Annotated in this window: 12 protein-coding genes and 1 pseudogene; 1 reads left to right on the top strand and 12 read right to left on the bottom strand. The window is 41.0% G+C overall.

The window, feature by feature from the left end; all coding sequences use genetic code 11:
- From ACGG90_RS14505 to ACGG90_RS14455, 11 genes are all read right to left on the bottom strand, one after another.
- On the bottom strand, window positions 1–195 hold a 195-nt coding region (locus ACGG90_RS14505), incomplete at its 3' end, for a hypothetical protein (RefSeq protein WP_390410512.1).
- Window positions 196–504: 309 nt separating this feature from the next.
- Entirely contained in the window at window positions 505–1,929 is a 1,425-nt protein-coding gene (locus tag ACGG90_RS14500) for a flippase (RefSeq protein WP_390410510.1), read from the bottom strand.
- Entirely contained in the window at window positions 1,926–3,224 is a 1,299-nt protein-coding gene (locus tag ACGG90_RS14495) for a hypothetical protein (RefSeq protein ID WP_390410509.1), read from the bottom strand. The genes ACGG90_RS14500 and ACGG90_RS14495 overlap by 4 nt, the downstream gene beginning before the upstream one ends.
- A 12-nt stretch (window positions 3,225–3,236) precedes the next feature.
- Window positions 3,237–4,322, bottom strand: a complete 1,086-nt coding sequence (locus tag ACGG90_RS14490) for a hypothetical protein (RefSeq protein WP_340493450.1) — start codon at window positions 4,320–4,322, stop codon at window positions 3,237–3,239.
- Window positions 4,323–4,351: 29 nt separating this feature from the next.
- Complete coding sequence (locus tag ACGG90_RS14485; protein ID WP_340493448.1) at window positions 4,352–5,467, bottom strand: glycosyltransferase family 4 protein; 1,116 nt, start codon at window positions 5,465–5,467, stop codon at window positions 4,352–4,354.
- Between the two features lie 120 nt (window positions 5,468–5,587).
- Window positions 5,588–6,754, bottom strand: a complete 1,167-nt coding sequence (wecB, locus tag ACGG90_RS14480; protein ID WP_390410507.1) for a non-hydrolyzing UDP-N-acetylglucosamine 2-epimerase — start codon at window positions 6,752–6,754, stop codon at window positions 5,588–5,590.
- Window positions 6,747–7,970, bottom strand: coding sequence for a polysaccharide biosynthesis C-terminal domain-containing protein (locus ACGG90_RS14475; protein ID WP_340493443.1), 1,224 nt, complete (start codon window positions 7,968–7,970; stop codon window positions 6,747–6,749). Before ACGG90_RS14475 ends, wecB (ACGG90_RS14480) begins: the two co-directional genes overlap by 8 nt.
- An 18-nt stretch (window positions 7,971–7,988) precedes the next feature.
- Complete coding sequence (locus tag ACGG90_RS14470; protein ID WP_390410514.1) at window positions 7,989–9,011, bottom strand: polysaccharide biosynthesis protein; 1,023 nt, start codon at window positions 9,009–9,011, stop codon at window positions 7,989–7,991.
- Between the two features lie 74 nt (window positions 9,012–9,085).
- The gene (locus ACGG90_RS14465) at window positions 9,086–10,297 is read right to left on the bottom strand and encodes a glycosyltransferase family 4 protein (RefSeq protein WP_340493439.1); all 1,212 of its coding nucleotides are present in this window, start codon (window positions 10,295–10,297) and stop codon (window positions 9,086–9,088) included.
- 44 nt (window positions 10,298–10,341) lie between these two features.
- Window positions 10,342–11,484, bottom strand: a complete 1,143-nt coding sequence (wecB, locus tag ACGG90_RS14460; protein WP_340493436.1) for a non-hydrolyzing UDP-N-acetylglucosamine 2-epimerase — start codon at window positions 11,482–11,484, stop codon at window positions 10,342–10,344.
- Window positions 11,471–12,163: a sugar transferase gene (locus ACGG90_RS14455; RefSeq protein WP_390410505.1), complete on the bottom strand. Its 693-nt coding sequence runs from the start codon at window positions 12,161–12,163 to the stop codon at window positions 11,471–11,473. The genes wecB (ACGG90_RS14460) and ACGG90_RS14455 overlap by 14 nt, the downstream gene beginning before the upstream one ends.
- A 611-nt stretch (window positions 12,164–12,774) precedes the next feature.
- Between ACGG90_RS14455 and ACGG90_RS14450 the strand changes: the two are divergent.
- Window positions 12,775–14,193: pseudogene (locus ACGG90_RS14450) on the top strand (IS5 family transposase).
- Between the two features lie 32 nt (window positions 14,194–14,225).
- On the opposite strand, the gene ACGG90_RS14445 reads toward ACGG90_RS14450, so the two are convergent.
- Window positions 14,226–14,801 (bottom strand): hypothetical protein, encoded by a 576-nt coding sequence (locus tag ACGG90_RS14445; protein ID WP_390410503.1) that lies wholly within the window; start codon window positions 14,799–14,801, stop codon window positions 14,226–14,228.
- Window positions 14,802–15,014 lie beyond the last annotated feature (213 nt).

Below are 15,014 nucleotides of genomic sequence, written 5' to 3'. Positions count from 1 at the left end.
TCCAACTTGATACGAACAATCTCGGGTTGATCTTCGTCCATATAAATACCTCACCATTCTTATGATGAGGTCATGATACCGCTTGGCAATTGAGAGGGATAGGCGGTCTGTTATTAGGTGCTTACCTACCGCCGCCGGACGAGGCAGGTTAGGTTGATCCATCTTGATTTGGACGATATCGGGTTTATCTGACATAAAAAATACCTCACCATAATTGATGAGGTCAGTGTACCGCTGGAAATTTGATTAGGGAATCCGTGCTGTTATCTCCTGCTTACACTGTTTGACGATAAACCATGGATAACGCCTCCGATAGGGTTGTGGTAACTGCAAAGGAAATTACGGATATTCCGGAAAACCTATGCATCTATTATACAACGATAACGGATTAAAGAACTGATACAGACAACTTGGACAAATTATTCACCAGCCACTAGATAGCACAAAAGAATCTATAATAACTATGATGGATAATCAAGAACAAGATTAGAAGTGCGAATCACTTCATCTTTTTTTCCAAAGTAATTGACTCATATTTTTTAAAAGAAAATGTGGTCGAAGAATAATTAAAATGAAAAAGTATATTATTCCGCCAAAGACTACTTCTAAGATCAATAACTTAACAAGTGAGATGTGGAAAAAGCGCAACGGAAATATTCCTATAAACATAATTAAACTTGCAACACAATATTTCCAGGTTTCCCGAAAGAGCACTCGAATATTCAACTGGTCCCGGACAACCAATAGCTGATATATAGTTACAACTGCTTCGGAAATCACTGTTCCAACCACTGCGCCACGAGCTCCCCAATAAATGATCATCGGAATATTTAGGATGATATTAACTGCTGAACCATATACGACAGAACGAGTATATTGTGAAACCTGATTTGTGGGTAATAAATACTGGACACCTACTGCATTACTTACTCCAATAAAAATAATTACTAATGATTCAATCTGAATAAGAGATTGAACTGGCAAAAATTTCTGACTAAAGAAAAGGATGGTTAGTGGCCGTGCAACAACTACCAAACCAGCTGCCAATGGAAATGCCATTAACAAAATGATGTGTATTGACACGTGTAAGGCTTTTTGGACTCCAGCTTTATCTCCTTTAGCAAATCTATTTGCAACGTGTGGCAATAGAACTGTACCTGTTGCAGTGACCAGTGCAAGGATCAATTTTATTATCTTGTCCGCATTGTCATAATATCCAGATGAGGCAACATTATCTATTACACCCAGCATAGTCTTATTTAATTGAAGATATAATTGGGTTGCAACCTGAGGAACAAGTAATGCAATTGCTGGAAATATGTGCCGACGAAATGATAGCATCTTCCAATTTGGACGAATAATCTCTCCACGTAAGTATGGTATTAGCGTTAAGTATCCTAATGTTTGCGACAGTGCAACTATTAAGATATATATTGCCAGATCAGACTGTTTGCGCACAAATACAAATATTGCTACCAAAGATAATATTCGGACTAATGTGCTGCGTATAACAATTATCCCAAATTTTTCGACGCCCTGAAAATACCACGAGATATCAAACCCCATTCCAACAACAATCACGCTTTGTGCCAAAAAAAAGATTTTATATCGATTCATAATGCCAATCAGAGCAAAATAAGCTATCGAAGCAATAAAAGTTGTTGCAAGCCGAAGTATTGCTAGTTCCCAAAACACTTGGGATCTTTCAGCTACATTGTCTTTATGGTACGCAATCTCGCGGTTCCCGTATATGCTAATACCCAGACTCCCTGCAAGAATGAAGTATTGCGCAATTGAATTTGTATATGCATTAATTCCGATTTGTACTGGACCTAGAATACGATTAACGTAGGGAATCGTCACCAAGGGAACAATGAGAATGAATATTTGGTATCCAGCATTCCAAAAAAAATTCTTTAGTAGTCTCACAATCTACTCCTTAAGTGCTCACTGATGTGATGCGAACTGTTGCCCTTAACAAATCGAATTGTTGCCTCGAATATGATGAGAACGAATGCAAATCTGTAACTAAATAGGACTGCCTCATACGAAAGTATAACAATTAGGTAAAGATACATCGCAATCAAGCAGGCAGGTCTGAGTGATTGACTTGTCATCACTTTCATCGCGTGAACTGTACGTGCCAACAAAGTTCCCAAATAGATTAACAGGGAGGCAAGCCCAATGATTCCAGAAAATAGTCCTACCTGGATTATTGAAGCTGCATAATTCAAATTGGTTTCATCGTAAATGGTCGAAATGCCATACCTAGACATATATGCACCCAAGTTATTCAGCCCAACTCCCCAGATTTGATGCTGAAATGGTAACTGTCGAAATATTATTAATCCACGTGTAACTCGTTGGTTAAACGAGCCCCCATCTGAAATACGAGAAACTGAGTCAGATCCGCTTGCATTATATCTGAGGTACAAGTAACCCACAACAATGATCAATACGATGAATAATAATCTCACTGAAATTTGTAATCCGCTCGAATTGGCTGTAGAACTGAAAATATAGACTCCCAATATGAGAGAAAGCGAAATAATTCCCGCACCTGAACCAGACAAGACCACTGCAACGAGTGCAAAAACTAATGAAAATCCTTCCATACCAGATCGATTCTTCATGAACAAATTGAGAATAATATTAGGAGTAACAAACAAGCAAAAATATCCCGGTTCGAGGAATAGTGAGGCCGGTCTAAATGACCACTTATAGTACTGAGCTAGTGATTCTGGACGCGCTTCAGGTGGAAACTGCCAAGAATAATGGAGATAAATCGGCAGATATCCATTATTCAATTGAAAATAAACGTATTGCAGCACCAAGTATGCTGAAAAGCAGAGTACAGAAAAGGTATAGGCTTTATATACAATTTCAACATGAAAGTGGAACCTTCCAAACAGTATTAGTAGCGCATAAAACAACAATCGAAATAAGATTGTCATAAATTTAGAGATTACGAAATATGCATTCGCAATTGAAAACAACGATGTCACGAACACAACAAAATAAAACAAAAGTAACGATCCGTCAACACGTAACTTTCTCTGCTTAGCAACGTCATTGATGCACGCAATGAGCAATGGAATCATTACTAATAGCTCACCAAGTGAAAAACTATTTCCAATCCCTTTAAATAAATATAAAAACGGTAAGAAGACTACCGTGAACGAATATGCTATATCCAAACTTCCATACTTTAAATTGTTAGACATGGATATCTTCCCTTAGTCTTTCAAACTTATCAGCGAATCAACAATTGTTTTCGCCAGCGCACTATTATCGTGATCGGCTTTTTCAATAACGTTTCGAGTATACTCACAAAACGCCGTCGGATCTATAGCTTGATACCATTCGTAGAGATTGTGAAGGTCTTGAATGTGGTCAAGATCCAACGCAAACCCAAAATCGCCGACCAGCTCTGACATTGCTGTGTCAGGGCTGACTAAAACGGGTACGCCGAATAATGCTCCATCATAATATTTGTTTGAAATTGCATAACGTACAAGATCAGTTGAATTACCGTAACAGTTAAAAACAAGATCACACATCGAGTATTTATCGGCTTTTTCTTCTGGCAGAAAAGGACCATGCATCTGGATTCTTTCATTATTTAGCTTATTGACGTATTGAGAAATCGTGGAACCATTTTCTTCATTGCCAAAAAAATGAAATTCAAAACGAGGATCAGTTTCTATCAGCGAAATTAATTTTAGACATTGGCTCTCATACGAGATGCTACCGATGTATCCAATAATAATCGGTGCCGATTTTTTTAAGGTAAGAGGCTTCAATCCAGTTTGTAAAGTACCATTAAAATTGTGTACCTGCAAATATTCCCCAATCGGCAGAAAATTTGTATAGCCCTTCGATGAAATTACATTGATGTCAGAGTGGTGCAATACTTGCTCCTCAATATGAAAATATGGTTTAAACCCTTCATGGGTATAGTCACGAATATCTATCAAGTAACGGCCTGAATACTGTCTAATTAATAAATGGGATAACAGCACTGCGGGCATCGTCGTTAGTATGATTAAATAATCGAAATGTTTGCTTTTTATGATGTGACCTGCTCTGATTGCAAAGTGAATGAAGTTTAAAAATTTTTCAGGCGTGCCTGCTTTGTTCGTGCCTTTGCCTATCCATGAAATCGATGTTTCATTATCTGTGGTTGTTTCACGCAGGGAAACATCGCGATTCAAAAAAATTAGTTGATATGAAACACCTTGCTGATGAGATAGGATATTCGTGTAGTACTTCAAAAACGGAGAAAAACGTTTATTTGAAAATAAAATAATGCCAACTTTCATAAATTCATCTACCTTTCAAAAAAATTGGTTCAATCTGCCGCAATTTCATGAGCCAGTAACTCTTTCCATTTATGGCTCCATTTTTCAAACGAAAACGCTTCTCTAACAGTAATTTTGCCACACGAAGAGAGGGTATTCCTGAGCTTTGGATTTGTTATTAACTCTTCAATTGCATTTTCAAGCGGCTTTGTTTTGGGAATCACAATCCTGCCATTATATCCATCAATAATAATGTTTGAAAGCCCCCCGATTCCAGTTGTAACAACGGCGCAACCTGCGGCCATTGCTTCCAAAAGAGATAGTGAAGTCCCCTCTGACCCTTTAGTTGGAACAACCGCGATATCGAATTGGGAATGTACTTTTACACTGTCTCGACTTTCAAACTTAATGAATTTCACATTGTCAAATGATGCCAGCTCGTTTTGCATCCAGACACCGTCAGGCCCATCACCTGCAATCACAACTTCAATAAAAGGATAACGTTCCAATAATGGCCGAATTGCATTTACAAATAAGCGCGTCCCTCGATATTCAACCAATCGTCTAGCAAAGATGATTCGAACCTTATTGTCATTCAACCGAGCATAAGCAGTCCTGGTGATCCTTGCAAAGTTGGGTATAACAACCAGATTATTGTCAATGTGTTTTACTTCAGACCGGTACCAGTTTGGAAAATTATAATCGACGGATACGAGAGTGTGACATTCACGATATTTATTATATTTTCGAATTGCACGTAATGCATTCTTGATGATGTTTGCATAATTCATAGTTCGAGAAACTCTTCTATCAGAAGTAATATCCCATGCAACACCGTGTTGAATTGCAATTGAGTGTTTAAATCTATTATTTGAAATCATATAATCAGACGCAAAAATAATTAAATCATTGGGAAAATCTGGATTCTCATTTTTGGAAATATATTCTAACAAATCGCTCGGACGTTTAGCATTGCCGACATCCACCACTCTAACATTGTTTACACTATGCTCAACATCTTTTATCCCATATTGAAATATTGACAGTTCATACCCAAGTTCTTGAATAATCCCAGAGAGCGCATTTATATAACTCTCAACACCACCAATTTTAATTTTACCGTCTTCATCCGTATATCTCGAATGAATAATACTTACTTTAGTCATCTTTTCCCCACTAATGTCTGCATCCTGCGCTCCAATTCAATCGATTGGCATACCTTATTATTTGCAGTTAACTAATTTTACGACATTTCAACAATCGAAATGTCGTAAAGATGGTAATAATTATTTTTTGCGCCAAACCATTCGATTAACCACGTTGGTATAACTTTGAATGATCTTAACGACCTTGGTCGAAACATCCTCACCGTAGTCAGCGACGGGTTCGCCAACGAATTCGTCACGGTTGAGCTCAACTGCAGTGTCAACCGCTTGAAGTAATGAGTCAGTGTCGATTCCAGCTAAGACAAACACACCTTTTTCCATCGCTTCTGGGCGTTCAGTAGATGTTCGGATGCAGACGGCTGGGAATGAATGACCAACTGAATTGAAGAACGCTGTTTCTTCGGGAAGTGTTCCGCTATCAGAAACTACGGCGAATGCATTCATTTGCAAGGCATTGTAGTCTAAGAAGCCAAGCGGTTCATGGGCAACAACCCGTGGATCCAACTTAAAACCAGTACTCTCAAGCTTCTTGCGAGAACGTGGATGGCAAGAATACAGAATTGGCATATCATACTTCTCAGCCATTTTGTTGATTGCATTGAATAGGTTCAAGAAGTTCTTGTCCGTATCAATGTTTTCTTCTCGATGAGCGGAAAGCAAGATGTACTTGCCTTTTTCCAACTTTAAGTCATCCAGCGTTGTTGCATTCAAGATACATTCAAGGTGGCTCCGCAAGACTTCAGCTATTGGCGAGCCAGTTACAAAAGTCCGTTCCCGTGGCAAACCGCATTCTGCAAGGTAAGTCCGTGCTTGTTCAGAGTAAGCCATGTTGACATCAGAGGTGATGTCGACGATCTTACGGTTGGTTTCTTCTGGCAAGCATTCATCTTTACAACGATTACCTGCTTCCATATGGAAAGTTGGAATATGCAACCGCTTGGCACCAATCACACTGAGGCAAGAATTGGTATCACCTAACACCAAGATGGCGTCTGGATTGACTTGGGTCATTAATTCGTAAGAACTAGCGATGATATTCCCCATGGTTTCACCCAAATCTTTACCCACAGCATTCAAGTAAACATCTGGATCATCCAATTCCAAGTCACGGAAGAAGATTCCATTTAAGTTATAATCATAGTTCTGACCAGTATGCGCCAGTAAAACATCAAAATAACGCCGACATTTCTTGATGACTTCTGATAATCGAATGATTTCTGGTCGAGTGCCAACGACAATCAATAATTTCAGTTTGCCATTGTCCTTAAACGCGACATCGTTACTCATTTGAATTCTCCTTTGATTGAACAACCTTCTCAGCATAAGTATCTGGACGGTTAGGATTGAACGCTTCATTCGCCCACATCACGGTGACCAAGTCTTCCGTGTCTGATAAATTGATAATATTGTGCACATACCCTGGTAACATCTGGACCACTTGGATCTTATCGCCAGATACTTCAAAGTTCAGAACTTCATCGCTGTCGATACGGCGTTCTTGAATCAGTCCGTGACCAGAAACCACGATGAATTGTTCCCACTTGGTGTTGTGCCAATGTTCGCCTTTCGTGATGCCAGGTTTGCTGATATTCACCGATACTTGACCATGATCATTGGTTCTGATCAGTTCAGTGAAGCTTCCGCGATTGTCCGTGTGCATCTGTGGCGTAAAAATCGCTTTATCCTGTGGCAAGTATGATAAGTAGGTCGCATACAGCTTGTTGGCAAAACTATTACCCGCGATACTTGGCAATTCCAAAGTTTGAGGTTGGGCTTCAAATTGATGCAACAAGTTCACAATTTCGCCTAACGTCTCAGTATGGTAAGTCGGCACATAACAATAACGGCCTTGTTCATTCGCAATAGCTTGAGTGCCATCGAAGTCACAATGATGGGCGTGTCCTTCCAATGCATCAAACATCTCTTCGACCAGGTCATCGATGTAGACCAAATCAAGGGCAACCGAAGGATCGTTCACTTGAATAGGCAAACCATGTGCGATGTTATTACAGAAAGTTGCGACTGCAGAATTGTAATTCGGGCGTGCCCACTTCCCAAATAAATTAGGGAAGCGATAAACGAGCACCTCGGCACCTGTCTCCTGTGCATAATCGAAGTACAACTCTTCACCGGCCAACTTGCTGCGTCCATACTCGGAATCAGCGAAACGGCCACTCAATGACGCTTGCATCGAAGACGATAACATGATTGGGCAATGATTACCCGCACACTTCAACGCATCCAAGAGTTCCGAGACAAAGGCGACATTACCTTCAGTAAATTCACTCACATTCTTGGGTCGATTGACGCCGGCTAAATTGAAGACAAAGTCAGCTTGTTCAGCATACTCATTCAGTAAAGAAGGTTCAGTATCACGATCAACTTGATAAACTGCCTCGACATTCAAATCCCGCATACGATTCTTTCCAGTTTGAATGTTCGACAAGTTCTCAACCAAATTACGTCCGACGAAACCTTTAGCACCAGTTACTAAAATCTTCATGTTCTACTCCCTCAGTAACTACTCGATTGGTTGTTCGCCAGCCAAGACTGCTTTCACGTAGTCAGTTGTCTTGATCTTTTCAACCGTTTCATCAACGTTGAGGCGACGGGTGTTGCTAGAAGTGTAGGATTCATCGTCTTGAGTCGTCACATCGCCTTTAACCACGAACTTGTCATAGTTAAGGTCACGGTTGTCCGCAGCAACACGATAATAGTTCCCCAAATCTTCTGAACGAACACGTTCTTCGCGAGTCATCAAAGTTTCATAGAGTTTTTCACCATGACGAGTGCCGATGATCTTAGTGCCACTGTCGCCGAACAACTTTTGAACGGCCTTGGCTAAATCACCGATCGTGGAGGCGTCAGACTTTTGAATAAACAAGTCACCAGGGTTAGCATGTTCGAAGGCAAATTGAACCAGATCAACGGCTTCATCAAGGTTCATCAAGAAGCGGGTCATGTTTGGATCGGTAATGGTGATTTCATTACCATCTTTGATTTGTTGAATGAACAATGGAATAACGGACCCACGACTGCACATAACATTACCGTAGCGTGTGCAGCAGATGACAGTTTCGCCACGTTCTTCAGCAACCCGCGCATTGGCCATGACAACGTGTTCCATCATTGCTTTGGAGATGCCCATGGCGTTGATTGGATAAGCTGCTTTGTCAGTGCTCAAGCAGACGACTTTCTTAACGCCTGCGGCAATCGCTGCATGAAGCATGTTATCTGTACCTTCGATGTTGGTCCGGACAGCTTCCATTGGAAAGAATTCGCATGAAGGCACTTCTTTCAAAGCAGCAGCGTGGAATACGTAGTCAACCCCAACCATGGCGTCAGAGATTGATTGCAGGTTGCGAACATCGCCAATATAGAATTTGACCTTGTTGAAATAATCTGGGTAGTTCGCCTGAAGTTCATGACGCATCTCGTCTTGCTTCTTTTCGTCTCGAGAGAAAATCCGAATTTGATCAATGTCCGTGGTCAAGAAGTGTTTCAAAACAGTATGGCCAAAAGAGCCAGTCCCACCGGTGATCATAAGGGTTGCATCTTTAAAAACTGACAATAGTAATTTCCTCCATTTATTAGGGTCAACATTTTATAATTGAATACTCATTTTACTTGTTCAATTACATTAGTAAGTTTCTGAAAAAATTGGTCTTTTGAAAAATATGTTTCATAAAAGTTACGTGCATTCGTTCCAAGAATTTTAGCATTGTTATTTTGAATGAACAAACGAATATTCTTTACCAAAGATGCCACATCTTCAGCCGGGCCACAATATCCGCAGTTGGCATCAGAAATAACTTTGGCGGCTTCTCCGTCTATTGCACCAATGATCGGTTTACCCGCCGCCATGTACGACTGAACTTTACCAGGGAGGGTCATACTAATAAGCGGATCAGCGGCAAGCGTGACCAGCATCGCATCCGCTTTTGCATAAAATTCTGGCATTTCTGAAACGTCACGTCTTCCGTAGAAGATAACATTTTCAATTTTCAAATCATTTACAAGTTCCTGGATCCTGCGCAAATCCGAACCACTGCCCACAATATCAAAAATTACAGCGCTATCTGACAATAAGTAAGCTGCCTTCACGATAGTTTCCAAACTTTGTATTTTACCAACATTTCCCGCAAATAGTAAACGCGTAGTATCCTTATTCGCTTGGAGAGCGTTCGGTACAAAGCGATCTTCAGCATATTGAGGCAAATAATATACCGAATCCTCATCAATTTGAAATTGTCTTGCCAAATGTTTCTTAAAAGATTTAGAACTGATAAGGATTCTATCCATCTTCCTATATATCCATTTTGAAACATGAAAATAATATCGATAAATGAGCGACTTACTTTTAATGCCACCAGCAGCCAAGCTTTCTGGCCATAAATCTAACGTATACAAAACCGTCGGTGTTCCGTATTTATGCGAATACGCTATCGCAGGCTCGGCCATCATTATCGGTGATGTTTCATTGATGAACACAAGATCAAATGTTTTTCCATTAAGTGGATGGCATTTTTTTGATTGAACGTACCTCGTTGCCATTACAACAAAACTATAATAATTCAAAAATCTGAACAAAGTACCGTGTTTTCTAGGAATAACACCGCAACGATGGACAGTTACGCCATTAATAACTTCATCTCTATGCTCATGATTACGATACCCGGCATAAACTTTTCCTTCAGGATAGTTAGGGATGCTTGTTACCACCATTACTTCGTAACCCCTCTTCACTAAGCCCTCACAAACATCGGCAACCCGAAAGGGTTCGGGATAGTAATATTGCGCAATTACTAAAATACTCTTCCTTTCGCTCATTCCCCACCAATTCCTATCTGGCCTTATAGCTACGTTTTCTTTGATTACACAAACTCGTCTGGCGCATCAGTTGTCTGACCAAAGTGATATAAAATGGAATCCAAAATACGATCTGCCGCAGAGCCATCTCCATATGGATTCTTTGCATTGGCCATACGATTGTATTCTTCACTGTCATCCAAAAGAGATTTCATCTCTCTTTCAACGGATCTTGCATCGGTTCCAACGAGTTTCAGTGTGCCTGCCTTTACGCCTTCAGGACGTTCGGTCGTGTCTCTTAATACTAAGACTGGTTTGCCAAGAGAAGGGGCTTCTTCCTGGACACCGCCTGAATCCGTCATAATAAAATAGCTCCTAGACGCAAGGTTATGAAAATCAACCACATCAAGTGGCGCAATCAAGTGGATTCGGGAGTGTCCACCAAGAATGCTTTGTGCCGCTTCTTGTACTACTGGATTCAGATGAACAGGATAGACAATCTCAACATCCGGATACAAATCAACGACGTTCCGCATTACTCGAAAAACGCGATGCATCGGCTCGCCTTGATTTTCACGGCGATGCATCGTTACTAAGATCATGCGTTTATCTGGATCTATGTAATCCATGACTTCATGATGATAGTCTTCAGTCACAGTTTGCTTTAAAGCGTCAATTGCAGTATTTCCTGTAACGAAAACATTCTTCTCATCATGATGTTCCAAAAGCAAGTTTGCTTTTGACTGACTAGTTGGAGCAAAGTACAGGTCCGAAAGAACATCCGTCAGTTGCCGATTCATCTCTTCGGGGTATGGACTATATTTATTCCACGTTCTAAGTCCAGCTTCCACATGCCCGATTTCTGTTTGATGATAAAATGCTGATACACTTGCTGCAAATGTAGTTGTAGTATCACCATGGACTAAGACAATATCAGGCTTCTCCTCTTCAATGATTTTCCCCAGATTTTGAACCACACTTGCAGTGATTTGGTCCAACGATTGCCGTTGCTTCATAATATCCAAATCGTAATCAGGAATAATTGAGAAAATTTGCAGTACTTGGTCCAGCATTTGGCGATGCTGTGCGGATACAACAGTTACTGTTTTAAATTCAGAATCCCTTTTTTTTAGTTCGAGAACAAGCGGAGCCATTTTTATTGCTTCTGGACGAGTTCCAAATACGGTCATAACTTTAATTTTTTTCATTATTTCCTCCATCATGCCGATTTAAATTTGATTGCAGAAATACCGACTTTATTGTGCAAAGAACGATTAGCATGTCCTGAAATATAGATAAATTTTCAGCATATTCTTTATCGTATTCAGCTTTTACAGTATTCGAAATCGAGTTTCTGCCATGAACCTGTGCAAGACCAGTGATTCCTGGCCTTATTTGTTCGGCACCATTTTTTGCCCTTAATTGTAATACCTCCTGATCCGTTTTAGCCAAAGGTCGGGGGCCAATAAAACTCATTTCCCCACGAAGAACGTTTACTAGTTGGGGAAGCTCATCAATTGAAGTTCGTCGCAGTATTTTACCCAATGGTGTTACATAGTGCTTCATAGCTTTCACCGAAAACTCTTGGTTTGACCGTTCCGGCGCATCTATATACATGCTTCGAAATTTATATAAAACAAAAAATTTGCCATTGCGACCTCCACGCAGTTGGCAATAAAGGATTGGTCCTGGAGAAGTCAACCGTATCAAAATCGCTACCACACTCATCGGAACTGCACAAACCAACAATCCAAAAATCGAAAAAACAATGTCCATCCATCGTTTCGCATATACACTGTAAAAGCGATGCCTGTTCACCACACTCGCTTTTCGTTTGTCGTTTAAGACCACTCGGGCCGTTTCATCTGAATCCAGTTGTGCCGCCATTTAATTGTCCCCCCTGAATATGTGCCATTAAATTGTGTTACACCCATGTCCTTGACCACGTTGGTGTTCCCCAAACCTAATAATTGTCATTTATAAGGTGTCTACTTTCAATGCTCTCTTATTAAGTATACAGCACTTATCTCTATTCTCAACTTTGTAGACCGATTACAATTCATTGAAATCTTTTTGTCATAATTCAAAATGCCTCTTGATGACGAATGTACCCGCTATTCTTTCACCAACCATATCTCGTCATTCAGAACACCATTCGCGTCTGGCACAATTATTTCACCCCTAAATTTAACATCCATTCATTGCGAGCTACATCCTCCGAAATTTCAAGTTGATTTTTTTCTGCGTATGTGTTGATACGTTTATTGCTATGATTACATCCGTCATACAACAGCGCCAGGACTTACACATGCTGTTGTATTGTACACATAATTTAATCGTTCGTACGTGCGAATGCATCTAATTAGTGGCTGTTCAAAAACGCGTAGTGACTGATACTAGTGATTTTAAGACGCTACTGTCTTATAATAAATGCATACGGAATCCCGGTTTTCAGACATTTCCCGTGCATTTACGAAATTGACTTGGAGGTTTTATCCATGGTTTATCGTCAAAGTCCTCACCAACTCTCTTTTGAATCCTTTGGTTGCGGTCTGAGCACACCGCTCAGTCCAGACAACGAGTGGGTGCGCTTGGCTGATATTTTCCCGTGGAAAGAACTGGATGAGGCATACCAATTGGAGTTTTCCAAGAAAGGTACCGGGCGAGCGGCCAAGCCATTTCGGATGCTTTATGGGGCCGGCCTGATTCAAAATCGAATGAAACTAACCGATCGCGGTGTGGTCGACGCGATTCGAGATACACCGGCTTATCAGTATTTCATCTGACTTTCGGAATATCGTGCAGAGAAGCCTTTCGCCTATACAAGCTTGTGTACCTTCCGCAAGCGGATCGCAGACATCTCTGAACTGGTCAGAAACATTATCAACGATTGGCTTCGCGCCAAGATCGAAGCGGTGGTGCCATTCAAAGTTGACGTCATGATCACGGATGCCACAGCGATTCCGGTGAAGATCCGTTATCCCCAAGATACATCGCTGCTCAATCAAGCCCGCCAGAATCTTGAAGACATGGCCATTGACATGGCGCATCAACTGAATGTTCCTAACCCACGCATGTACAAGCGTGAGGCCAAACAAGTTTGGACGGCCTTTTCAAGGCATCCAAAGAGCCAAAAGCAATCCGTTCACAAGCAAGTTAAGGCCCAACTTCAATATGTCCGCCGTGATCTGCGCTACATCAATGAATTCATCGACGCCGGGGCAATCTTAACCGCCAAACAAGCAGTACGCTTGGGTGTCATCCGAATCTTGTTCGACCAACAATGGTACATGTTTACGCACAAGATTCACCATGTCGCAGACCGGATTGTTAGTCTCCAACAACCATACATTCGACCGATTCAGCGTGGTAAGGCGAAAGCTAAAGTTGAGTTCGGAGCTAAGATTGACGCTTCATTGAGTGAAGGTATCATTGATATTGAGCGCTTTGAATTCAGTGCTTTCAATGAAAGCAAAGACTTTGAAGCGACCTTGGATCACTACTTCGACTTGCATGGCCATTACCCAGATGAGGTACTGGCCGACACACTTTACCGTAACCGCGACAATCGCAAGTTGTGTCAGGATCTAGGCATCACTCTTTGCGGACCTAAACTGGGCGCAAAGCCAAAGCGTGTCGATGCCAAGAAACGCCGACAGGATACGGATGCGGAGAACCGTCGTGGTGCCATTGAGCGTCGATTTGCCTTTCTCAAAGGGTCAGTAGGCTTGGACTTAGTCAATACCCGAACAGCTGAGTCATTAGCCGTCAAGATTGATCAGGCAATGGTATTAAGCAATGCCCTGACGTTCTTGCGGGTGTTTGCTATACCAATTTTGATTTCAACTACGAACGAAGGGCAAACCTATCGTTTCCGGTACAAATTTACTACCAGCACCAAGAATATGGTGGCCTAGTTGAACAGCCACTACTCAAGTATTTTTTATCTTTATGCGCCATAATCACTGAAAACATCAAACACTTGTGTGGAAATTTCTGGTTTAATCTCCTGGAGTTTAACCTCATCAATAATTGGCGGCAAGGCTATCTTAGATCTTACAAACGACGAATCCCAGATTGTATTATTAGGATTCTTTACAGCATTACATATTTTGCCTGAAAACGTCAGTTCTGAGCCTGACAGTATTGATAGACGTTGCAACCACACATCCAAATATTCTAGGTTTGGTGTGTTCTCAAGCTTCGTTGTGATCTTCGATACTATCTCCGCAGATTTGCTCGGTTTCTGTTGTCCTTTAAGAAGTATCTTGCTGAGTACGCCGACTCCTGGCGCGATAGCCTTCGGATTCTTGCTTATTATGTCTGCTACAATACTCACCAACGGCATAATCGATTCCTCAATCGCCCTTTGTTGATCCAATCTTTTGGCAAACGATGTTAAAGCCTTACTGATACTTCCAGAGTTTGGAATTTTTTTTGACAACCAAAGAATTTCCAGGAGATGTTTTTGTAGTGTTAACTGATAATTAACCCTACGATATTTTCCATCCCAGATTTTAGGCATTATGATTGGTACTCTTGAATTCCAATAGACCTTATCGGGTTTAATCGCTGATTCAATAATATCTGAAACAAGCCCTGTTTTCTTGGCCCCAGTTTACAATTCAAGTGCAACACCTTAGCGACTAGACCAAAAAGGCCATGAAGACCTATTCTTGTTAGTGCAACCAGACAAGAAAGCAGGAATCTTCATGACCCACTCTCAGATTAACACTCA

It is taken from the genome of Lacticaseibacillus jixiensis (assembly GCF_042847315.1).
In the GTDB taxonomy this organism is placed as follows: Bacteria; Bacillota; Bacilli; order Lactobacillales; family Lactobacillaceae; genus Lacticaseibacillus; species Lacticaseibacillus jixiensis.
Note: the sequence above shows the minus strand (reverse complement) of the source record. Positions and strands in the feature narration are given on the sequence as shown.